The 21,818-nt window shown below is 70.4% G+C and carries 19 protein-coding genes and 1 tRNA gene; 13 read left to right on the forward strand and 7 right to left on the reverse strand.

Features of this window, described 5'->3' with window-relative positions; all coding sequences use genetic code 11:
- Positions 1–47: 47 nt before the first annotated feature.
- Positions 48–1,502: an MFS transporter gene (locus ASG87_RS14405; RefSeq protein ID WP_056006598.1), complete on the reverse strand. Its 1,455-nt coding sequence runs from the start codon at positions 1,500–1,502 to the stop codon at positions 48–50.
- Between the two features lie 149 nt (positions 1,503–1,651).
- Here ASG87_RS14405 and rnk point away from each other — a divergent pair, with 149 nt between their 5' ends.
- The 4 genes from rnk (at position 1,652) to ASG87_RS14425 (ending at position 5,903) form a co-directional block, all read left to right on the forward strand.
- Positions 1,652–2,050 carry a nucleoside diphosphate kinase regulator gene (rnk, locus tag ASG87_RS14410; protein ID WP_056007310.1) on the forward strand — a complete coding sequence of 133 codons (399 nt, stop codon included), beginning with the start codon at positions 1,652–1,654 and terminating at the stop codon, positions 2,048–2,050.
- A 99-nt stretch (positions 2,051–2,149) separates the two neighbouring features.
- A complete protein-coding gene (gene ligA / locus ASG87_RS14415) occupies positions 2,150–4,546 on the forward strand; it encodes an NAD-dependent DNA ligase LigA (RefSeq protein ID WP_056006602.1) in 2,397 nt (798 codons plus the stop codon).
- Positions 4,537–5,505: an EF-P lysine aminoacylase EpmA gene (gene epmA / locus ASG87_RS14420; RefSeq protein ID WP_056006605.1), complete on the forward strand. Its 969-nt coding sequence runs from the start codon at positions 4,537–4,539 to the stop codon at positions 5,503–5,505. The genes ligA and epmA overlap by 10 nt, the downstream gene beginning before the upstream one ends.
- 14 nt (positions 5,506–5,519) lie before the next feature.
- On the forward strand, positions 5,520–5,903 hold the full coding sequence (locus ASG87_RS14425; RefSeq protein ID WP_056006608.1) for a VOC family protein: 384 nt from the start codon (positions 5,520–5,522) through the stop codon (positions 5,901–5,903).
- Between the two features lie 42 nt (positions 5,904–5,945).
- On the opposite strand, the gene aqpZ is transcribed toward ASG87_RS14425, so the two are convergent.
- Positions 5,946–6,680: an aquaporin Z gene (aqpZ, locus tag ASG87_RS14430; protein WP_056006611.1), complete on the reverse strand. Its 735-nt coding sequence runs from the start codon at positions 6,678–6,680 to the stop codon at positions 5,946–5,948.
- A gap of 302 nt (positions 6,681–6,982) precedes the next feature.
- Between aqpZ and ASG87_RS14435 the strand changes: the two genes are divergently transcribed.
- Positions 6,983–8,326 (forward strand): MFS transporter, encoded by a 1,344-nt coding sequence (locus ASG87_RS14435; protein ID WP_056006613.1) that lies wholly within the window; start codon positions 6,983–6,985, stop codon positions 8,324–8,326.
- 34 nt (positions 8,327–8,360) lie between these two features.
- On the opposite strand, the gene ASG87_RS14440 is transcribed toward ASG87_RS14435, so the two are convergent.
- Together ASG87_RS14440 and sbcB are read right to left on the reverse strand one after the other, a co-directional pair.
- A complete protein-coding gene (locus tag ASG87_RS14440; protein WP_056006617.1) occupies positions 8,361–9,047 on the reverse strand; it encodes a DUF2461 domain-containing protein in 687 nt (228 codons plus the stop codon).
- A 13-nt stretch (positions 9,048–9,060) separates the two neighbouring features.
- A complete protein-coding gene (gene sbcB, locus ASG87_RS14445; RefSeq protein WP_056007313.1) occupies positions 9,061–10,509 on the reverse strand; it encodes an exodeoxyribonuclease I in 1,449 nt (482 codons plus the stop codon).
- 84 nt (positions 10,510–10,593) lie between these two features.
- On the opposite strand from sbcB, the gene orn reads away from it, so the two are divergent.
- The 4 genes from orn (at position 10,594) to ASG87_RS14465 (ending at position 14,521) form a co-directional block, all read left to right on the forward strand.
- The gene (gene orn / locus ASG87_RS14450; RefSeq protein WP_056006620.1) at positions 10,594–11,154 is read left to right on the forward strand and encodes an oligoribonuclease; all 561 of its coding nucleotides are present in this window, start codon (positions 10,594–10,596) and stop codon (positions 11,152–11,154) included.
- Positions 11,155–11,182: 28 nt separating this feature from the next.
- Positions 11,183–12,091: a dihydropteroate synthase gene (folP, locus tag ASG87_RS14455; protein WP_056006624.1), complete on the forward strand. Its 909-nt coding sequence runs from the start codon at positions 11,183–11,185 to the stop codon at positions 12,089–12,091.
- A 47-nt stretch (positions 12,092–12,138) separates the two neighbouring features.
- Positions 12,139–13,494, forward strand: a complete 1,356-nt coding sequence (gene glmM / locus ASG87_RS14460; protein WP_056006627.1) for a phosphoglucosamine mutase — start codon at positions 12,139–12,141, stop codon at positions 13,492–13,494.
- A gap of 94 nt (positions 13,495–13,588) precedes the next feature.
- Positions 13,589–14,521, forward strand: a complete 933-nt coding sequence (locus ASG87_RS14465) for a 2-oxoglutarate and iron-dependent oxygenase domain-containing protein (RefSeq protein WP_056006630.1) — start codon at positions 13,589–13,591, stop codon at positions 14,519–14,521.
- A gap of 177 nt (positions 14,522–14,698) precedes the next feature.
- Here the strand turns inward: ASG87_RS14465 and ASG87_RS14470 are convergent, their stop codons facing one another.
- A complete protein-coding gene (locus tag ASG87_RS14470; RefSeq protein ID WP_056006633.1) occupies positions 14,699–15,379 on the reverse strand; it encodes a DUF6445 family protein in 681 nt (226 codons plus the stop codon).
- A 94-nt stretch (positions 15,380–15,473) separates the two neighbouring features.
- On the reverse strand, positions 15,474–16,283 hold the full coding sequence (locus ASG87_RS14475; protein WP_056006636.1) for an SDR family oxidoreductase: 810 nt from the start codon (positions 16,281–16,283) through the stop codon (positions 15,474–15,476).
- Between the two features lie 127 nt (positions 16,284–16,410).
- On the opposite strand from ASG87_RS14475, the gene tpiA reads away from it, so the two are divergent.
- The 4 genes from tpiA to ASG87_RS14495 all read left to right on the forward strand — a co-directional run bounded on the left by tpiA (position 16,411) and on the right by ASG87_RS14495 (position 18,540).
- On the forward strand, positions 16,411–17,163 hold the full coding sequence (tpiA, locus tag ASG87_RS14480; protein ID WP_056006639.1) for a triose-phosphate isomerase: 753 nt from the start codon (positions 16,411–16,413) through the stop codon (positions 17,161–17,163).
- Positions 17,164–17,184: 21 nt separating this feature from the next.
- The gene (secG, locus tag ASG87_RS14485) at positions 17,185–17,637 is read left to right on the forward strand and encodes a preprotein translocase subunit SecG (RefSeq protein ID WP_056006642.1); all 453 of its coding nucleotides are present in this window, start codon (positions 17,185–17,187) and stop codon (positions 17,635–17,637) included.
- A gap of 11 nt (positions 17,638–17,648) precedes the next feature.
- Positions 17,649–17,733 (forward strand) — tRNA-Leu (locus tag ASG87_RS14490).
- Positions 17,734–17,883: 150 nt separating this feature from the next.
- A complete protein-coding gene (locus tag ASG87_RS14495) occupies positions 17,884–18,540 on the forward strand; it encodes a response regulator (RefSeq protein ID WP_056006645.1) in 657 nt (218 codons plus the stop codon).
- 88 nt (positions 18,541–18,628) lie between these two features.
- Here the strand turns inward: ASG87_RS14495 and ASG87_RS14500 are convergent, their stop codons facing one another.
- The gene (locus ASG87_RS14500; RefSeq protein WP_056006647.1) at positions 18,629–21,664 is read right to left on the reverse strand and encodes an Rne/Rng family ribonuclease; all 3,036 of its coding nucleotides are present in this window, start codon (positions 21,662–21,664) and stop codon (positions 18,629–18,631) included.
- Positions 21,665–21,818 lie beyond the last annotated feature (154 nt).

Raw genomic sequence — 21,818 nt, forward strand, 5'->3', positions numbered from 1 at the left:
TCGATGCTACATGCTCGGCGCCGCTTCCGGGATGCTTCCGGCGTGCCTCAGCGGGCGCCGGCGGCGCCTTTCGCCGGGCGGTCCGGGCGCAACTGGCTGAACACCCGGCTGGCGGCGGTGGTGATCAGGGCGAGGATCACCACCGTCCAGCGGAACGCCACCACGTAGTCGGTATGCGCATGGCCCTGAAGCAGCGATTCCATCAGCAAGGTCGCCAGCGCGATGCCGAAGCTCATCGACAGGTATTGCGCGGTGGAGGCCATCGAGGAGGCCATCGAGGCGTGCTTGATGTCCAGGTCGCTGTAGATCAGCGTGTTCATCGCGGTGTACTGCATGCCCATGAAGCCGCCGTAGAGGAACACCGTGGCGGCGATCAGCCACATCGGCGTGTGCGTGCTGAACAGCGCGAACGAGGCCAGCAGCACGGCGACCGCCAGCGTGTTGCCCAGCAGCAGGCGGCGGTAGCCCAGCCGCACCAGCAGCCGGTTGATCAGCCATTTCGCGCTGATCGAGCCCAGCGCCTGCGGCACCATCATCAGGCCGGCCAGCAGCGGCGACCAGCCGCAGCCCACCTGCAGGAACAGCACCAGCAGCAGGAACATGCCCGACACGCCGAGCCGGGTGAACAGGTTGCCGGCCAGCGACACCCACACGCTGCGCACGCGCAGCAGGGTGAGGTCGGCCACCGGGTGCGCGGTGCGCCGGCTGTGCCATACGTAGGCGGCGCCGAACAGCAGGGCCAGCGCCGCGCAGATGCCGATGCCGCCCCAGTTGAGGCGCTCGCCGCTGAGCATTTCCGCGGCCGCCAGCAGCAGCGCCGAGGAGGCGGCGAACAGCAGGAAGCCGAACAGGTCGAAGCGGTGCGCGCGGTCGAGCCGGTACTCGGGCATGTCGCGCTTGTTCATCCACAGCCCGGCGATGCCCACCGGCACGTTGATCAGGAAGATCAGCCGCCAGTTGGTGAACTCCACCAGCGCGCCGCCGAGCAGCGGGCCCAGCACCGAGCCGAGCAGGCCGAACGTGGCCACGGTGGCCATCACGTGGACGAATTCGCGCTTGTCGATGCTGCGTACCAGCACGTAGCGTCCCACCGGCATCAGCGCGGCGCCGCCGATGCCCTGCAGCACGCGGGCGCCGACCAGCTCGGGCAGGGTCTGCGCGATGCCGCACAGCAGCGAGCCGATGCCGAAGGTGGCGATCGCCGCGCCGAACACCCGGCGGGTGCCGAAGCGGTCGCACAGCCACGGGCTGGCCGGGATCAGCACGGCGAGGGTGAGCACGTAGCTGGTCAGCGCGCTGCGCATGCCCAGCGGGGTCACGCCGAGCGCCTCGGCCATCGCCGGCACGGCGGTGTTGACGATGGTGGAATCCAGCGCCTGCATGAAGAACGAGGCGGACACCAGCCAGATCAGGCCGCGGAAGCGCTCGCGCGAAGGCAGTTCGGGCACCTCCGGGGCCGCCGCGTCGGAGGCTGGAGGCGGCGGGGCGGCGGCGTTAGACATGGGGGCGCATGATACTTGCTATGACAGCTTGCAATTCGTGCAGGCCGACCCCAAAGTCAGTACCGTTTCATCTTGTCCCCACGCCAGAGTATCCAGCGCGCCGGAATCCGTTCCGGCGCGCGCTTTTTTGCAGCATGCAGGAGACCACCATGAGCAAGCCGTCCATCGTCCTGTCCCGCCTCGATGTGGAGCGCCTGGAAGCGCTGCTGGAGCGGCAGCCGTCGCAGGACCACGCGGCCCTGCGCGACGAGCTGGAGCGGGCGGAGGTGCGCGAGCCGGCGGCGATGCCGGCCGACGTGGTCACCATGAACTCGGTGGTCAGCTTCGAGGACGAGGGCAGCGGCGAGCGCCTCACCCTGACCCTGGTCTACCCGGCCGCGGCCGGCGCGCCGGGCACGGTGTCGATCCTGGCGCCGGTGGGCAGCGCGCTGCTGGGCCTCACCCGCGGCCAGCGGATCGACTGGCCGATGCCGGGCGGGCAGCCGCGCCGGCTGCGCGTGGTGGAAGTGACCTACCAGCCGGAGGCGGCCGGCGACCTGCATCGCTGAACTGGCCCGTGGGCAGGCCGGCGGGCCCTCCGCCGGCAGCCCGCGAATTCACTCCGCGGCGACTTGTCTCGTTAGACTTTGGCGGATGAGGATCCCCGCATGAGTCCAACGAGCCCGCCCGCCGAGTCCGCCGCCTCGCGCATCGACGAACTGCGCACGCGGATCGAGCAGGCCAACTACCGCTACCACGTGCTCGACGACCCGGACATCGCCGACGCCGAGTACGACCGCCTGATGCGCGAGCTGGAGGCGCTGGAGACGGCGCACCCGGAACTGGCCGCGCCCGACTCGCCGACCCGCAAGGTCGGCGCGCGCGCGCAGGGCGGCTTCGCCGAGGTGCGCCACGCGCTGCCGATGCTGTCGCTGGGCAATGCGTTCGAGCAGGAGGGCGAGGACGACCGCGAGCGGTTCCGCGAGATCGCCGAGTTCGAGCGGCGCATCGAACAGACCCTGGACCGCCGCGACCCGGTGTTCTCGGTCGAGCCGAAGCTGGATGGGCTGGCGATCAGCCTGCGCTACGAGGACGGCGTGTTCGTGCAGGGCGCCACCCGCGGCGACGGCGAGACCGGCGAGGACGTCACCGCCAACCTGCGCACGGTGCGGGCCATCCCGCTGAGGCTGCGCGGCAAGGGCTGGCCGGCGGTGCTCGAGGTGCGCGGCGAGGTGGTCATGCTGCGCAAGGATTTCGAGGCGTTCAACGCGCAGGCCCTCGCGCACGGCGAAAAGACCCTGGCCAACCCGCGCAACGGCGCGGCCGGCTCGCTGCGCCAGCTCGACCCGGCGATCACCGCGAAGCGCCGCCTGAGCTTCTTCGCCTACGCGATCGGCGCGGTCGAGGGCGGCGAGCTGCCGCCGACGCATTCGCAGACGCTGCGGCAGCTGCGCGAATGGGGTTTCCCGGTGTCGCCCGAGGTAGCCACGGCCAAGGGCTTCGATGGCCTGATCGCCTATTTCCGTCGCATCGGGGCGAAGCGCGACAGCCTGCCGTACGACATCGACGGCGTGGTCTACAAGCTGGACGACTACGCCGGCCAGCGCGAGATGGGCTTCGTCTCGCGCGCGCCACGCTGGGCGATCGCGCACAAGTTCCCGGCGCAGGAGCAGGCCACCCGCCTGCTCGACATCGAGATCCAGATCGGCCGCACCGGCGCGGCGACGCCGCGTGCGCGGATGGAACCGGTGCAGGTGGCCGGGGTCACCGTGACCTACGCGACCCTGCACAACGCCGACCAGGTCGCGCGGCTGGACGCGCGCGTGGGCGACACCGTGATCGTGCGCCGCGCCGGCGACGTGATCCCCGAAGTGGTGCGGGTGGTGGAGGATCGCCGTCCCGAAGGCACCCGGCCATGGCGGATGCCGACGCATTGCCCGGTCTGCCATTCCGCGCTGGTGCGCGAGGAGGGCGCCGCGGCATGGCGCTGCTCCGGCGGGCTGATCTGCGCGGCGCAGCGCAAGGAGGCGATCATCCACTTCGCCTCGCGGCGCGCGATGGACATCGAGGGCCTGGGCGAGCGTTTTGCCGAGGCGCTGGTGGAGTTCGACATGGTGCGTACGCTGGCCGACCTGTACCGGCTCAGCGTCGAGGATTTCGTCGAGATGAAACGCCGCGCCGACGAGCGCGACGGCACGACCCCGGAAACGGTGAAGGCCGGCAAGATCGCCACCAAGTGGGCCGAGAACCTGGTCGATGGCATCGCGGCGAGCAAGCGCACCACCTTGCCGCGCTTCCTGTTCGGGCTCGGCATCATGCATATCGGCGAGAGCACGGCGAAGACGCTGGCGAGCTGGCTGGGCACGTTGGCGCAGGTGCGCGACACCCCGGCCGCGGTGCTGCGCGTGCTGCCGGACATCGGCAGCGAGGTGGCCGAGTCGATCGCCGCGTTCTTCGCGCAGCCGGGCAACCAGCAGGTGGTCGATGCCTTGCTCGCCGCCGGCATCACCTTCGCCGACGAGGGCGCGCCATCGCCGAAGCTGCGCGAGCGGCTGGGCCTGGCCGCGCTGCTGGACATGGCCAAGGTCAACAAGCTCGGTCCCAAGAGTACCGGCCTGCTGGCGGCCCATTTCCCGACCCTGGCGCAACTGCGCCGCGCCGGCCGCGCGCACTGGATCACCGCCGGCGTACCGCAGGCTGCGGCGATCAACCTGGAGGCGCTGCTGGAGGATGCGGAGCAGGTGCGCCGGCTGGAGGCCGCCGATGCCGCGATGCAGCGGCTGCTGGCGGCGATTCCCGCGGCGGCGGCGGTCGACGCCGCGCCGCTCGAAGGCCAGACCGCGGTGCTCACCGGCAGCCTGGAGGCGCTCAGCCGCGACGAGGCGAAGACGCGGCTGGAGTCGCTGGGCGCCAAGGTGTCCGGCTCGGTGTCGAAGAAGACCTCGTTCGTGGTCGCCGGCGCCGAGGCAGGCTCCAAGCTCGACAAGGCGAACGAGTTGGGCATTGCCGTGTGGGACGAGGCGCAGTTGCTGGCCCTGCTCGCCGAACACGGTGCATGGCCGTGAGCGGCGGCCTGTCGCTGGCGCAGGCGCTTCGCCTGCGCGCGCGCCTGTATGCGCTGGTGCGCGGCTTCTTCGCCGGGCGCGGCGTGCTGGAGGTGGAAACGCCGGTCCTCTCCGCCGCCGGCAACACCGATCCGAACATCGAGAGCTTCAGCACCGCCTTCAGCGGGCACGTCGATGCCGGCGCGCGCGAACGCTGGCTGCGCACCTCGCCGGAGTTCCCGCTCAAGCGCCTGCTGGCCGCCGGGGTGGGCGACTGCTACGAGCTGGGCCGGGTGTTCCGCAACGGCGAGGCGGGGGGCAGGCACAACCCCGAGTTCACCATGCTGGAGTGGTACCGCGTGGGCTGGGACCACCGCCGGCTGATGGCGGAGACGGTCGCCCTGGTGGAGGAAGCCCTGGCGATGGTGTCGCGCCGCACCGAGGTATGGGTGGTCGGCTACCGGCAACTGTTCCTCGACGAGCTGGGCCTCGATCCGCTGCATGCGCCGGTGGACGCGCTGCGCGGGCCCTTGGCCGAGTACGGCATCGACCCGGCCGGCCTGGAACGCGACGACTGGCTGGATCTTTTGATCACCCACCGGCTGCAGCCGCTGTTCCCGCGCGACCGCATCACGGTGGTGCACGACTACCCGGCCAGCCAGTGCGCGCTGGCCAAGATCCGTCCCGGCGACCCGCCGCTGGCCGAGCGTTTCGAGCTGTACCTTGGGCGCTACGAGCTGGCCAACGGCTACCACGAGCTGAACGACGGCGCCGAGCAGCGCGCGCGCTTCGAGCGCGACAACGCGGTGCGCCGCGCCCGCGGGCTGCGCGAGGTGCCGATCGACGGGCGCCTGCTGGCGGTGCTCGACGCAATGCCCGATTGCGCCGGCGTGGCGCTCGGGGTGGAGCGCCTGCTGATGTGCCTGGCCGATACCGACGCGATCGCCGACGTGCTGGCGTTCCCGTTCGCGGAAGCCTGAGCCTGTCGCAGGCCTTGCTGCGCGGCATCCACCATGTCGCCCTGATCTGCTCGGACTACCCGCGCTCGAAGGCGTTCTACAGCGGCACGCCGGGGTTGCGCGTCGTACGCGAGATCTACCGCGAGGCACGCGATTCCTGGAAGTGCGACCTGGAGGTCGGCCCCGGCGTGCAGTTGGAATTGTTCTCCTTTCCCGGCGTGCCGCCGCGCCCTTCCTGGCCGGAAGCGCAGGGGCTGCGCCACCTCGCGTTCGCCGTGGCCGACGCGGACGCCGCGGTGGCCGTGCTGGCGGCGCGCAGCGTGGATTGCGAGCTGGTTCGGCTGGATGGGCACACCGGCCGCCGTTTCACCTTCCCCGCCGATCCGGACGGGCTGCCGATCGAGCTTTACGAGGCGTAGGTGACGCGCGGCCTTTCCGGCCGCGCGTCATGCATCGTCCGCTCAGGCCCGGTCGCCCTTGATGTCGGGCTGGGCGGGGCGGTCGCTCCACAGGTAGCGGTAGACCAGGCCGCCGACGATGCCGCCGATGATCGGCATCGCCCAGAAGAACCAGAGCTGGTGCACCGCCCAGTCGCCCTGGAACAGGGCTACGCCGGTCGAGCGCGCGGGGTTCACCGAGGTGTTGGTGACCGGGATGCTGATCAGGTGGATCAGGGTCAGCGCCAGTCCGATCGCGATGCCGGCGAAGCCCACCGGGGCGCTCTTGTGGGTGGCGCCCATGATGATGAAGATGAAGAAGCCGGTCATCACCAGTTCGCACACCGCCGCGGCGCCCATCGAGTAGCCGCCCGGCGAATGCGCGCCGTAGCCGTTCGAGGCGAAGCCGCTGGCGGCGGCGTCGAAGCCGGGCTTGCCGGAGGCGATCGCGTACAGCACCGCGCCGGCGGCGATGCCGCCGATCACCTGCGCCACGATGTACGGCACCACGTCCTTCAGCGGGAAACGGCCGCCGGCGGCCAGGCCGCAGGTCACCGCCGGGTTGATGTGGCAGCCGGAGATGTGGCCGATGGCATAGCACATGGTCAGCAGGGTCAGGCCGAAGGCCAGTGCCACGCCGGCGAAGCCGATGCCGAGCTGCGGGAATCCCGCCGCCAGCACGGCGCTGCCGCAGCCGCCCAGCACCAGCCAGAAGGTGCCGAAGAACTCGGCGGTCAGACGCTTGCTCAGGTTGCCCATGGGGTACTCCTTGTCGGTTGCATGCAGGCGTGACGACGGCGGCCCCGATGGGTGGCGCAGTCGCATGGCGTCGTGAAGCATTGAAGACCGGATCGCACGACGTTTCCTCTCCCCCTCGAAACGACGCAGGGCAGGGCGGGCCCGCGGGCCGCGCCGTGCCGGATGCCCGGCATCCGGCCGGGCAGGCGCAGCATAGGCGTTCGCCGGGCGATGTCCATAGGAATGTTCCGCAAAACCGGCAGGGAGCCGGACGATTTGCGCTATCGTGCGGGCCTTTCGCGCCGCCGCCCGGAACCGTCACGATGACCGACGCCCACGCCTCCACGTTGTCCGCCGCAGCGCACGCGGCCCGCGCGCTGGACCGGCGCGACGCACGCACCCTGCTGTTGTCCGCGCTGGGCGGTGCGCTGGAGTTCTACGACTTCGTGGTGTTCGTGTTCTTCGCGCTGCCGCTGAGCCACCTGTTCTTCCCGAAGGACACCGCGCCCTGGCTGGCGCAGTTGCAGGTGTACGGCATCTTCGCGGCGGGCTACCTGGCGCGCCCGCTGGGCGGCATCGTGATGGCGCACTACGGCGACACCCTGGGCCGCAAGAAGATGTTCACCCTCAGCGTGTTCCTGATGGCGCTGCCGACGCTCGGCATCGGCCTGCTGCCGGTGTACGCGCAGATCGGCATGCTCGCGCCGCTGCTGCTGTTGCTGCTGCGCGTGGTGCAGGGTATCGCGGTGGGCGGCGAGGTGCCGGGAGCCTGGGTGTTCGTGGCCGAGCACGTGCCGCCGCGAAGGGTCGGCTTCGCCTGCGCCAGCCTCACTTCCGGGCTTACCGTGGGCATCCTGATCGGCTCGCTGGTGGCGGCGGCGATCAACGGCCGGCTGGCGCCGGCCGAGGTGCTCGCCTGGGGCTGGCGCCTGCCGTTCCTGGTGGGCGGCGTGTTCGGCTTCCTCGCCGTATGGCTGCGCCGCTGGCTCAGCGAGACGCCGGTGTTCGAGGCGATGCACGCGCGCCGCGAGCTGAGCGCGGGGTTGCCGTTGAAGCGGGTGTTCGAGCGGCACCTGCCCGCTGTGCTGCTGTCGATGCTGGCGACCTGGATGCTCACCGCCGCGATCGTGGTGCTGATCCTGATGACGCCGTCGCTGGCGCAGTCGGTGTTCCATCTCGAGCCGGCGCGGGCCTTCCTCGGCAGCAACGTGGCTTCGTTCGCGTTGGCGCTGGGCTGCCTGGGCTATGGCTGGCTGGCCGACCGCATCGGCTATCCGCGCGCGCTGCTGCTCGGCGCGACCGCGCTGCTGCTGTGCGGCTATGCGCTGTACGCCGACCTGCAGGCCGGCGGTGCGCATTTCGTCGTGCTGTATGCACTGGCCGGCTTCGGCGTAGGCGTGGTCGGCGTGGTGCCGGTGCTGATGGTGGAGGCGTTTCCGCCGGCGGTGCGGTTTTCCGGCCTGTCGTTCTCGTACAACGTCGCCTATGCGGCGTTCGGCGGGCTGACCCCGCCGCTCATCGGCGGCATGGTGAAGCGCCTGGGCCCGCTGGCGCCGGCGCACTACGTGGCGCTGACCGCGGTGATCGGGATCGGCGTCGCCGCCTGGTTGCTGGTCCGGCAACCAGGCCGCGACGGCGCAACCGGGCGGGTGCGTTCCCGCGCGTGATCGCCTCGTCCTTCGCGCGCGGCGTCCGTCCCGGTCAGAACTCCAGTTCCTGCGCGGCGCACAGGTAGTCGATCATCGGCGCGACGCGCTTGAACGTCGCCACCGTCCACGGCAGCAGCTCGGCCGAGCAGGCCAGCGCCTCGTCGAAGTTCTCGCCGCAGGCGAAATCCTTGCGCTTGAGGTCGTCGATCAGCTCGTGCCCTGGGTCGAAGCCGCGCGGCGGCCGGCTCAGCGACTCACCCCAGAAGGCGAAGTGTTCGCGGAACGGCTTGCTGCGGGTGGCCTTTTTCCATGCGGCCGGGTTGTCGGCGATGAAGTCGCGGATGCGCTTCAAGGCATCCGGCTCCGGATGCCACATGCCGCCGCCGGCGAAGCAGTCGCCGGGCTGGATGTGCAGGTAGAACGACGGCGCCGGGATCTCGTGGCGGCGCTCGTGGAAGAAGCGCGAACCCTGCCAGGGCTTGTACGGCAGCTTGTTGTTGGAGAAGCGCGTGTCGCGGTAGATGCGGAACAACGAGCCGCCGTTCTTGCGCGGGTCGGCGCGGTAGTGCGGGCTGATCTTCGCCAGCGGCGCCTGCATGTCGGCGATCAGCGCCAGGAACGGCTCGCGCACATGGCGCTCGTAGTCGGCCTTGTGCGCGGCGAACCATTCGCGGCTGTTGTTGCGGTCGAGCGCGCGCAGGAAGCGGAAGGTGGCGGGAGTGAAATAGGCATTCGGCATGGCGGCGGGAGGATCAGGGGGACAGGGGGGCAAGTTCCAGGGCCAGCTCGTCGCCCCAGGCCTGCAACTGGTCGAGCACCGCCTGCTTGCCCTGCGCCAGCGGATCGTTGCGCAGTTCGGCCAGCCGGGCGGCGTAGTCGTCGAGGGTGAGGCCGGTCAGCGCGGTGTGCTGGGTCAGCCGCCTGCGGCGGAAGGCCTCCCAGCGCAGGCGCTCCTCGTCCGTCAGCGTCTGTGGCCAGTTGCGGGCGCGGTAGCGGAACAGCAGTTCCGGGTAGCGCGGATCGCGGAACGGGAACGGGCGCAGGCCCAGTTGCTCGGGCGGGGTGGCGCGCACCTCGCCGAGCAGGCGCTTGTCGGCATCGGGCAGGAACCCGCCGTACAGCGCCAGCTCCGGATCTTCCGCGGGAGGCAGCTCGGCGGCGCGCGCGAACACGCGCCGCAGCTTCGCCGCGAGGCCGTCGGCTGCGCGCAGCACGTCGCGGTGGGCCAGGCTGCGGTCGAGATCGATCTGCAACCGCTGCAGGTCCACGCCCTTGAGCGCCGACAGCGGCGCCAGCGCCGGCGAGCGGTTGGCGCGCACGGTGCGCAGGGGGATGCGTTCCACCCCTTCGGGCAGGTCGGCGCGGGCGGTGAACACGCGGTCGGCGATCTCGTCCTCGTCCAGCGCCAGCAGCTCGGCCGGGTCGGTGGCGAGGTCGTACACGATCACCTCGCCGGGCCGGCTCGGGTGCGGCGCCAGCGGCGCGATCACGGCCACGCAGTGGCGGCTGGCGGGATAGCGCGAGGAGACGTGCACCAGCGGCGTCATGCCGGCCACGTCGAGCAGGCCGAACACCTTCTGCTTGCGGCGCAGCTCGTAGTGCCAGTCCCACAGGCGCGGCTGGCGTACGCGGATCAGCCGCGCCAGGTCGATCAGGGCGTGCACGTCGGACAGCGCGTCGTGCGCGCGCTCCTGCTGCAGGCGGTTGGCCTGCGCCAGGTGCTCGAGCTTGAAGCTGGGCGTGCCGTCCTCGCGCGTCGGCCAGACGATGCCCTCCGGGCGCAGCGCCTGGCACATCCGCACCAGGTCGATCAGGTCCCAGCGCGAGTTGCCGTTCTCCCACTCGCGCCCGTAGGGCTCGTAGAAGTTGCGGTACAGCAGTTGCCGGGTGACCTCGTCGTCGAAGCGCAGCGAGTTGTAGCCCACGCCGCAGGTGCCCGGAGCGGCCAGCTCCTCGTGAACGCGGGCGGCGAACTCGGCCTCGCGCACGCCTTCGCGCGCGGCCTGCTGCGGCGTGATGCCGGTGATCAGGCAGGCTTCGGGCTGCGGCGGCATCTCGCGCGGCGGCTGGCAGAAGAACATCACCGGCTCGCCGACGATCTCCAGGTCCATGTCGGTGCGGATGCCGGCGAACTGCACCGGCCGGTCGCGCCGGGTGTCGGCGCCGAAGGTCTCGTAGTCGTGCCAGAAGAAGGTCTGCATGCCCGCGATCATCGCATGCCGTTCGGCCTATCCGGGCAGGATCGGGCAATGGCTGCTGTAAACTGCGCGCTCCCGGGAGGAAGCATGAGCCAAGCCAACGACGACAATCTGATCTGGATCGATCTGGAGATGACCGGCCTCGACACGGACGCCGATTCCATCCTGGAAATAGCCACCATCGTCACCGACAAGGAGTTGAACGTCCTGGCCGAAGGCCCGGTGTTCGCGATCCGCCACGAGGTGGACCGGCTGGAGGCGATGGATAGCTGGAACCGCAACCAGCACAGCCGCTCGGGCCTGTGGCAGCAGGTGCTCGACTCCACCGTCGACCACGCCGTGGCCGAGCAGGCCACGGTGGATTTCCTCAAAGCCTGGGTGCCCGCCGGCAAGTCGCCGATGTGCGGCAACTCGATCTGCCAGGACCGCCGCTTCATGCATCGCCAGATGCCGCGGCTGGAACGCTATTTCCACTACCGCAACCTGGACGTGTCCACGCTCAAGGAACTGGCCCGGCGCTGGGCGCCGGCGATCGCCAGGGGCCTGGGCAAGGAGTCGGCGCATACGGCCCTATCCGACATCCGCGACTCCATCGACGAGTTGCGCTACTACCGCCGGCATATGGGCGCGCTGGGCGGCGAAGCCTGAACCCGGGCGCCATCACCGAGGACATGACATGACGACCGATCCGTTCGCCACCGTGCTCGATTGCGGCGGCCGTCCGCTGGTGCTCGACCGCCCGCGCGTGGTCGGCATCCTCAACGTCACGCCCGACTCGTTCTCCGACGGCGGCGCGCATGCCGGCGTGGACGCTGCCGTGGCGCACGGGCTGGCGCTGGCGGAGCAGGGCGCGGACATGCTCGACGTCGGCGGCGAGTCCACCCGCCCCGGCGCGGGCGAGGTGCCGCTGGACGAGGAACTGCACCGGGTGATCCCGGTGATCGAGCGGCTCGCCGCGCGCACCGCGCTGCCGATCGCGGTCGATACCTCCAAGCCGGAGGTGATGCGCGCCGCGGTGGCCGCCGGCGCCGGCATGGTCAACGACGTCTACGCGCTGCGCCGCGACGGCGCGCTGGAAGCCGCCGCCGCGCTGGGCGTACCGGTGTGCCTGATGCACATGCTGGGCGAGCCGCGCACCATGCAGGACGACCCGCGCTACGACGACGTGGTCGGCGAAGTGCACCGCTTCCTCGCCGACCGGCTGTTCGCCTGCGAGCTGGCCGGCATCGACCGGCGCAAGGTGATGGTCGACCCGGGCTTCTGCTTCGGCAAGACGCTGGAACACAACCTGGCCCTGCTGCGCGCGCTCGAACGCTTCGCCGACCTCGGCAGCGGCGTGTACGCGGGGCTGTCGCGCAAGTCGATGATCGGCACGCTGACCGGGCGCGCCGATCCGGCCGGACGCGCGGCGGGCTCGGTGGCGGCGGCGCTGATCGCCGTGCAGCGCGGCGCGCGGATGGTTCGCGTACATGATGTGGCGGCTACCGTCGACGCCCTTGCCGTATGGCAGGCGGTGAAGGCCGGCGATGCGGCACCGCGCCGCGACGACCGCCCGGCGGCGCCGCGCTGGCCCGACGACGAGTGAACTGAACGCATGCGCCGCCGGCACCGGCGGCGCGACAAGGAACGACGATGACCCAACGCAAGTATTTCGGCACCGATGGCATTCGCGGCCTGGTCGGGCAGTGGCCGATCAGCGCCGATTTCATGCTGCGCCTCGGCCGCGCCGCCGGCGCCGTGCTGGCGCGCGGCAGCAGGCAGCGGCCGCTGGTGCTGATCGGCAAGGACACCCGCGTGTCCGGCTACATGTTCGAGTCGGCGCTGGAAGCCGGCCTGGTCGCGGCCGGCGTGGACGTGGGCCTGCTCGGGCCGATGCCGACGCCGGCGGTGGCCTTTCTCACGCGCTCCATGCGCGCGGTGGCCGGCATCGTGATAAGCGCCTCGCACAACCCGCACCACGACAACGGCATCAAGTTCTTCTCCGCCACCGGCGAAAAGCTCTCCGACGAGATCGAGCTGGCGATCGAGCGGGAAGTGGACGCGGAGTTCGTCACCGTGGCCTCCGAGCAGCTCGGCAAGGCCACCCGCATCGGCGATGCGGTGGCGCGCTACGCCGAGTTCTGCAAGGCCACCGTGCCGGAGGAATTCAGCCTGCGCGGCGTCAGGCTGGTGCTCGACTGCGCCAACGGCGCCACCTACCAGGTCGCCCCCAAGGTGTTCGCCGAGCTGGGCGCCGAGGTGGTGGCGATCGGCGACAAGCCGGACGGCTTCAACATCAACCGCGCGGTCGGCTCGACCCATCCGCAGGCCCTGCAGCAGGCCGTGCTGGACCATGCGGCGGACATCGGCATCGCCTTCGACGGCGACGGCGACCGGGTGATCCTGGTCGATCGCCACGGCATGCTGGCCGACGGCGACGACATCCTCTACGTGCTCGCCCGCAGCATGCAGGCGCAGGGCGTGCTGAAGGGGCCGGTGGTCGGCACCCTGATGAGCAACTACGGCCTGCAGCAGGCGCTGGCGGAAACCGGGGTGGCGCTGATCCGCGCCAACGTCGGCGACCGCTTCGTGCTGCAGCAGCTCAAGGCCAACGACGGCGTGCTGGGCGGCGAGACCTCCGGCCACATCCTCTGCCTGGACCGCGCCACCACCGGCGACGGCATCGTCGCCGCGCTGGCCGTGCTGGAAGCGCTGGGCCAGGCCGGACAGGACCTGGCCGCCGCGCGGCAGGGGCTGCGCAAGCTGCCGCAGGTGATGCTCAACGTGCGCGTGGTCGGCTCGGCGCGCGACATGCTGGAACACCCGGCGGTGCGCGACGCGCTGGCGGAGGCGGAAGGCGTGCTGCAGGGCCGGGGGCGGGTGTTCCTGCGCGCCTCGGGCACCGAGCCGGTGGTGCGGGTGACGGTGGAAGCCGCCGACGAGGGCGAGGTGCGGCAGTTGGCGGAGAAGCTGGCGGACGTCGTAAAATCCGTCGCCGAACGCTCGTGAACCTGTTGAACCCGGGTCGCCATGGATTGGCCCGACGTGCCCCGCCCCTGCGGTGGCGGATCAAATCGACCGCACGCCAACCTGTGGACCCGACATGAAGAACGTTCCTACCCTCGACATCCGCCGCTACGACACCGACCGCGACGCCTTCGTCGCCGAGCTTGGCGCGGCCTACCGCGAATTCGGCTTCTGCTGCATCAGCGGCCACGGCATCGCGCGCGAACTGATCGACGGCTCCTACGACGCCTTCCAGCGCTTCTTCGCGCTGCCCACCGAAACCAAGATGAAGTACCACGTGCCGGGCGGCGGCGGCGCGCGCGGCTACACGCCGTTCAAGGTGGAGACCGCCAAGGACAGCCAGTACGCCGACCTCAAGGAGTTCTGGCACATCGGCCGCGAGATCCCGCGCGACTCGAAGTTCGCCGACGTGATGCCGCCGAACCTGTGGCCGGGCGAGGTGCCGGAGTTCAAGCCGTACGGCTACGGCCTGTACGAGGCGCTGGACCATCTGGGCACCCGCGTGCTGCGCGCGCTGGCCCTGCACGTGGGTCTGCCGGAGCATTACTTCGACGACAAGACCGACCAGGGCAACTCGATCCTGCGGCCGATCCACTACCCGCCGATCACCCAGGACAATATTCCGAACGTGCGCGCGGGCGCCCACGAGGACATCAACTTCATCACCCTGCTGGTCGGCGCCAGCGCGGAAGGGCTGGAGGTGCTGAGCGAGGGCGAGTGGCTGCCGATCACCACCGAGGGCGACGCCATCGTGGTGAACATCGGCGACATGCTGCAGCGGCTGACCAACCACGTCTACCCGTCGACCTCGCACCGCGTGGTCAACCCGAAGAACGACAACGCGCGCAAGCCGCGCTACTCGGTGCCGTTCTTCCTGCATCCGAACCCCGACGTGGTGCTCGACCCGGTGCCCGAGTGCGTCACGCCGGACAACCCCAGCCGCTACGACACCTCGATCACCTCGCACGAGTACCTGCTGCAGCGCCTGCGCGAGATCAAGCTGATCTGAGGCGGTCGATTCCCTCTCCCTGCCAAAGGGAGGGGGCTCCGCAGGGCCGGGGTTGCCGCAGCCCGAGCCATCGTCGGGCGCAAGCGGGTCGAAACCCGCTTCACGCCGATGCCTTCCTGCCGGCATGCGCCGCCTAGTCTTTCCTGTCGGAGAGAGTGGAAGCCGGGCCGCTCTCCGTCACGCCATCCAGAAGAACACGGCCGTCATCCGCTTGCTTGCCATCCCGTCCAGCCCCCAGTAGGCGCTGGCGCTGTGGATGATGTTGGCCTTGTAGAGCAGCAGGCGGTTGCAGCGGTGCGGTACGCGCACGTCCTCGGCGAATGCGTTGGGCGCCACGAAGCGGTTGCCCAGGGCATCGACCAGGTTGCGGTGCGGCGGCATCACCATGTTGCCGCCGAGCTGGCCGTTCGCATGGCGCTGGCGATAGAAGCTGGTGCCGCACTGGTCGGGCACGTCGGGATTCAGGTAGAGCACGGCGGCGTAGCGGCACAGGTTGAGCGAATCGGTGTGCGGCTTCACCGCGCCTTCGGTCGAGCCGACCACCTGCACGCAGTTGTGGTTGAGCCGCGCCCCGGCACCGGCCTGTTCCACCCAGACCTTCTTCGCGCCGGTGAGGCGGCAGACCCGGGCATCGAGGGCGGCCAGCTCGTCCTCGTGCAGGGCGGGCGTGGCGCGCATGCCGGGCCACACTTCGCCGGTGTGCGGATAGCCGTATTCCCAGTCCGTCCGGGCCAGGCAGCGCTGGCGCACTTCATCGGGATTCGGCAGCACGTCGTCCACCACCCAGTAGTCGCGGCCTTCGGTCGGCTTGCGATAGGGCAGCGGGCGCATCGTCGGGTGCTGCGGGAACAGGGACATCGTGGCGTGCTCGTGCAGGGCGATGGCCGCAGACAGTAGCGCATGCCGCCGCGCGCCGTCGTGCGCCGGTGCCGGAAGGCGCGAGGTCGCGCAGCTACGGGTCCAGGTTGCGGTAGCGCTTCGACTCGCGCGCCGACAGCCACAGCGCCCACCGGTCGGGCAGCAGCTTCGCCACGGCCTTGATCGCGCGGTTGACCCGGCCGGTGACGTGCACCACCTCGCCGCGCTCGACCGCCGCCACGCCCTGGCGCGCCACTTCCTCGGCGCTTTGCCACATGAAGCCGGGCATCTGGTCCATCTTCTCGCGGGTGCCGGTGACGTCGTGGAACTCGGACCAGGTGAAGCCGGGACACAGCGCGCAGACCTGCACGCCGAGGTGCCGGTTCTCCAGCGCCAGCGACTGCGAGAACTTGATCAGGTAGGCCTTGGCGGCGGCATACAGCGTATGCCCGGCCGAACCGGGAATGTGCCCGGCCAGCGAGGCGACGTTGACGATGCGTCCGTAGCCGCGCCGGCGCATGCCGGGCAGCAGGCGCCAGGCCAGCTCGGTGGGCGCCGTCATCAGCACCTGGATGAAGTCCGCATGGTTGCGCCAGGCGTTCGCCTCGAACGTGCCCGGCACGCCGTAGCCGGCGTTGTTCACCAGCCAGTCCACGGCCAGCCCGCGTCGCTCCAGCGCGTCGCAGAGCTGGTGGACGGCGGCCGGGTCGGCGAGATCGGCGGGCAGCACGTGGACGCGCGCCGCATGCCGGCTTTCCAGTTCCCGCGCTAGCGACTCCAGCCGCCCGGCGCGGCGCGCCACCAGTACCAGGTCATGGCCGAGCGCGGCCAGCTGGCGTGCGAACGCGGCGCCGATGCCGGCCGAGGCGCCGGTGACCAGGCTGAGCGGGCGATCGGTCGGCATGCTTGGATTCCCGGGGCGGAGACCGGCCCATCTTGACGGCGCGCCGGCCGGGGCGCCAGTCGCAGCCGTTTGCCCGGGCATGGGGCCGTCGCTAAGCTAGCCGTTTGATCGCACCGGGAAGCAGGGCATGCGCAAGAAACTCGTCGCCGGTAACTGGAAGATGCACGGCAGTCGCTCGATGGCGGAGGCGCTGGTGCGCGACATCGCCGCACGGCTGCCGGAAACGGAAGCGGACGTGGTGGTGTTCCCGCCGTACCCCTACATCGCCGCGCTGGCGGCGGAGCACGCCGGATCCGGCCTGGGCTTCGGCGCGCAGGACGTCAGCGAGCACGAGGGGCAGGGCGCCTATACCGGCGAGGTGTCCGCGGCCATGCTGGCCGACGTCGGCGCCGGCTGGGCGCTGGTCGGGCATTCGGAGCGCCGCCAGTACCACGGCGAAAGCGACGAGCTGGTGGCGCGCAAGTTCGCCGCGGCGCGCGCCGGCGGGCTGACCCCGGTCCTGTGCGTCGGCGAGACGCTGGAGCAGCGCGAGGCCGGCCAGACCGAGGCGGTGATCGCGCGCCAGCTCGCGGCGGTGATCGCGGCCAACGGCATCGGCAGTTTCGACACCGCGGTAATCGCCTACGAGCCGGTCTGGGCGATCGGCACCGGCCGCACCGCCACGCCGGACCAGGCGCAGCAGGCACATGCCTTCATTCGTAGCCAACTCGAAAAGGAAGATGCTATGATTGCCCGTCTGACCCGGCTGCTTTACGGCGGCAGTGTCAAGGCGGCGAATGCCGCGGAATTGTTCGCGCAGCCGGACGTGGATGGCGGGCTGATCGGCGGCGCCTCCCTGACGTCGGCCGACTTCCTTGGAATCTGCGCCGCGGCGCACTAAAGCGCTACGGACCCATAAACCATGTTCGTCATCTTCAGCGTGTTCTACATCCTGATCGCGGCGGCGATGATCGTGCTGATCCTGATGCAGCGCGGCGCCGGCGCCGACGCGGGCTCCGGTTTCGGCGGCGGCGCCTCGGCCACCGTGTTCGGCGCGCGCGGCTCCTCCAGCTTCCTGACCCGCGCCACGGCGACGCTGGCCGGGCTGTTCTTCCTGCTCAGCCTCGGCATGGGCATGTACCTGAGCCATCACGGCGCGCCGCATAAGGCTTCGGATGCGGATCTCGGCGTGATGTCGGGTCTTGCCAACAAGCCTGCGGCAACCCAGAATGCGCAGCCCGCGGCACCGGCCAACGCCGAAGTGCCGCAGGCCACGCCGGCCGCCGCGAACGGCGACGTGCCGGCGGCCAGCACCGCTCCGGCCAAGAGCCAGGGCGACGTGCCGGCGGCGACGGATCCGGCGAAGAAGCAGTAAGCAAGACACCTGCCCAGGTGGCGGAATTGGTAGACGCACTACCTTGAGGTGGTAGCGCCGAGAGGCGTGGGGGTTCGAGTCCCCCCTTGGGCACCAATACCGGGTTCGGCCATGCCGCAGCCCGTTCGAGAAACCCGCCGATGGCGGGTTTTTTCGTTTCGATATGCCAAAAGGTGTTATGTCCTATCTTGCATTGCCGTGGCAGCCTCACCTACTTTCTTCTTTCTCATCCAAGGAGGGAACGAAGTGATCAATGTCGTATTGGTGGACGACCATGAACTGGTGCGTACCGGCTTCAGGATGATCCTGCAGCAGCAGCCGGACATCGCCATCAGCGGCGAGGCGGGGACGGCGGAGGAGGGGCTGCGGCTGATCCGCACGCTGGCGCCGGACATCGCCCTGGTCGACGTACACATGCCGGGCATGAGCGGCATCGAGCTGACCGAACGCGTGTGCCGAGCCAAGCTCAACACGCACATCGTCATCGTCACCGTGGTGGATGACGCGCGCTTTCCCAAGCGCCTGCTGGATGCGGGCGCCTTGGGCTACCTGACCAAGGGATGCTCGGCGGACGAGTTGCTGGCAGCGGTGCGGCAGGTGGCCGGCGGGCGGCGCTATCTCGCGCCGGCGGTCGCGCAGCAGCTCGCGCTGGCCACGCTGGACGGCAACGACGGCTCGCCGTTCGACGCGCTGTCCAGCCGCGAGCTGGAGGTGGCGATGATGCTGGTGCGCGGCAAGCCGCTGACGGTGATCGGCGAGCAGCTCAACCTAAGCCCGAAGACGGTCTCGACCTACAAGCAGCGGCTGATGGAAAAGCTGCACGTCGAGCACGTCATCGGGCTGGCCCACCTGATGACGGTGCACGGCCTGATCGACACGCCCAATCACCAGGTCGGCGGCTGAGCGGCCATTCCAGGAGCCAGGAGTTCCAGGAGCCACGAAAAAGCCGGGCATCCGCCCGGCTTTTTCGTGGTCCGGCGATGCCGTCAGGTCAGCCCTGCGAGGCATCCCTGTACGGCTGAGCCGGTTCGACCTTGTCTTCCTCGGCCTCGGCCGTCTCGTTCTTCTCGACCGAGGGCTCCGATGCGGCTTGCGCAAGCAGGTCTCCCTGCTTGGGCAGTGGAAGGGTCGAAGCCGGCTCCGCTTCCACCGGCACGACGCTGGCCGCTACGGGAGCGGGCTCCTCGCGCGTGGCGGGCGCCGGTTCGGTTGCCGGGGCTGCCGGTTCGGCGATTTCCTCGGCTGGCGCGATCGCTTCGACGGGCGCGGCCGTCGCGACGAGCGGCGCTGCCGGTTCGGCAGGCTGCTGGACGGTCACCGACACGGGCGGCGCCGAGACCGGCTCGACGTCCGCAGGCGCCTTGGCCTCGACCTGTTCCTGCGCCGTCGTCGCCTCCGGAATCGGCGGCAGCGGTGGCAGGTTGAATGCAACCGGCGCGCTCATCGGGGCGGCGACGGGCGCTTCGTCGAGCGGATCGACGGGCTGCGTGGGTTTTTCGGCGGGAGCGGCGACGTCCTGCCTGGACTCCGCGGCGGCGGCGACGGTGGGCGCAGCAACCGGTGCGGATGCCGGCGAGCGGGGCTCGCGGGCCGAGGTGGTCCTGGCTTCGACGGCATCGCCGGCGGGCTCGCGGTCCTCGTCGTCCAGCTCCTGCGCCTGCTGGTCGTCGATGCCGTTCTCGACGGCGCCGGCCTCGTCGTGGCGACGGCGGCGGCGACCGCCGCGACGGCCGCGACGGCGGCGGCCCTGGCCGCCTTCGCCATCGAGCTTGGCGTCGTCGCCGGCCGGGGCTTCTGCGGCGGCGGGCAACTTGGCCAGCTCGGCCTCCTTGGCGGGATCGGCGGCAGGAACCGCCGCAACGGCGGCCGGGGTCGCGACAACGGCCGCCGGGCGTTCATTGGCGGGACGCTCGCTCTGGGCGGGCTTCGGCTGGCGTTCGGGCTTGTTGGCGGCGGGCTTGACGCGTTGCTCGGCCGGCGCTGCCTGCTCGACGGCGACGGACGCCGGCTTGGGCTGCCGCTCCGGCTTGGCCGATTGCGACGCCTGCGCCTGGCGGTTCGCGCCCTGGCCGGCGTTGCGCTGGCGGTCGTTCCGGTCGTTCCGCGACTGGCTGTTCTTGCCCTGGCTCTGGCCCTGGCCTTGCGGCTGCGACGGCTCGCGGCGCGACTGGCGCGCGGCATTGGCCTGCTGCTGGCCCGGGCGGCCGCGCTCGTCGCGGCGCGGGCCGCGGCCGGCCTGGCCGGCTTCGTTGTTGCGTTGCGGTGCGGCCGCCGGCTTGGCCGGAGCCTCGGCCGGGCCGCGGAACCAGCCGAGCAGGCGCGCGATCACGCCGCCCTGCGGGGCCGGCGCGGCGGCGGGTACCGCCGCCGGCTTGCTGCGCTGGGGCGCGGTGGTGACCGGCGCGGCCGTTTCCTCGCGTACCGGGGCCGGGGTGGCCGGCACGATGCCGCTGACTGCCGGCTGCTCGCCGCTGCCCAGCGCCTGGCCCATCTTCGGGACCGGCGAGGCCTCGACGGCGGTGAGCCGCTCGTAGCTGGGCTTGCTGTGCTCGCCCATGTCCGCTTCCTTGATCCGCTGGATCTCGATGTGCGGCGTTTCCAGCTTGTCGTCGGCGACGATGACCACGTGCACCTTGTTGCGCAGCTCGATCTCGACCACGCTGGCGCGCTTCTCGTTGAGCATGAAGTTGGCGACGGTCGGCGGCGCCTGCACCAGCACCTGGCCGGTGTTGTCCTTCATGGCGTGCTCTTCGATCAGGCGCAGGGTCGACAGCGACAGCGATTCCACGCCGCGGATGTGGCCGTGGCCCTCGCAGCGCGGGCAGACGACCTGGGTGGCCTCGCCGAGCGACGGGCGCAGGCGCTGGCGCGACATCTCCAGCAGGCCGAAGCGGCTGATGCGGCCGATCTGCACGCGGGCGCGGTCGAGCTTGAGCGCGTCCTTGAGTTTTTCCTCCACCTCGCGCTGGTGGCGCGGGCTGTCCATGTCGATGAAGTCGATCACGATCAGGCCGCCGGCGTCGCGGATGCGCAACTGGCGGGCGATCTCCACCGCCGCCTCGCAGTTGGTGTTGAACGCGGTCTCCTCGATGTCCGAGCCCTTGGTGGCCTTGGAGGAGTTGATGTCGATCGCGGTGAGCGCCTCGGTCTGGTCGATCACGATCGAGCCGCCGGAGGGCAGGCGCACCTGGCGGTCGAACGCGCTCTCGATCTGGGTCTCGATCTGGTAGCGCGAGAACAGCGGGGTGTCGTCCTTGTAGAGCTTGAGCTTGCGCAGGGCGTTGGGCATCACCTGCTGCATGAACTCGCGGGCGTCGCTGTACAGCGATTCCTCGTCGATGAGGATCTCGCCGATGTCGTTGCGCAGGTAGTCGCGCAGGGCGCGGATGAACAGCTTCGATTCCTGGTAGATCAGGAACGGCGCGCGCTGCTTGCTGGCCGCCTCGGAAATCGAGCGCCACAGGGTCAGCAGGTAGTCCAGGTCCCACTGCAGCTCTTCGGCGTCGCGGCCCATGCCGGCGGTGCGCACGATCAGGCCGACGTCGTCCGGCACGGTGAGGTGGTCCAGCGCTTCCTTCAGCGCCTGGCGGTCCTCGCCCTCGATCCGGCGCGAGACGCCGCCGGCCTTCGGGTTGTTCGGCATCAGCACCATGTAGCGGCCGGCGAGGCTGATGAAGGTGGTCAGCGCCGCGCCCTTGTTGCCGCGCTCTTCCTTCTCGACCTGGACGACCAGTTCCTGGCCTTCCTTGAGCAGGTCGCGGATGTTCGACTTGTTCGGGTCCAGGCCCGGGGTGAAATAGTCGCGGGAGATTTCCTTCAGCGGCAGGAAGCCGTGGCGCTCGGCGCCGTAGTCGACGAAGCAGGCTTCCAGCGAGGCCTCGACGCGGGTGATCCGGCCCTTGTAGATGTTGGCCTTCTTCTGTTCGCGGGAGGGGATTTCGATATCGAGATCGTAGAGGGTCTGGCCATCGACGATGGCCACGCGCAACTCTTCACGCTGAGTTGCGTTGATCAACATGCGCTTCATTGTAGTTTTCCTCGGCATTGCCGCGCGTCGCGTGCCGCGGTGGCGCCTTGGGGGCGGCCTGCCGGGGATCGCGCCGCTGCGGTAAAGCGGCAAATAAACGGTACCGTTTCCGGTCCCGGGGTGATTCGTGGCATGCGCATCGGCCGTTCCGGCA

It is taken from the genome of Frateuria sp. Soil773 (assembly GCF_001428405.1).
Classification (GTDB): Bacteria; Pseudomonadota; Gammaproteobacteria; order Xanthomonadales; family Rhodanobacteraceae; genus LMSL01.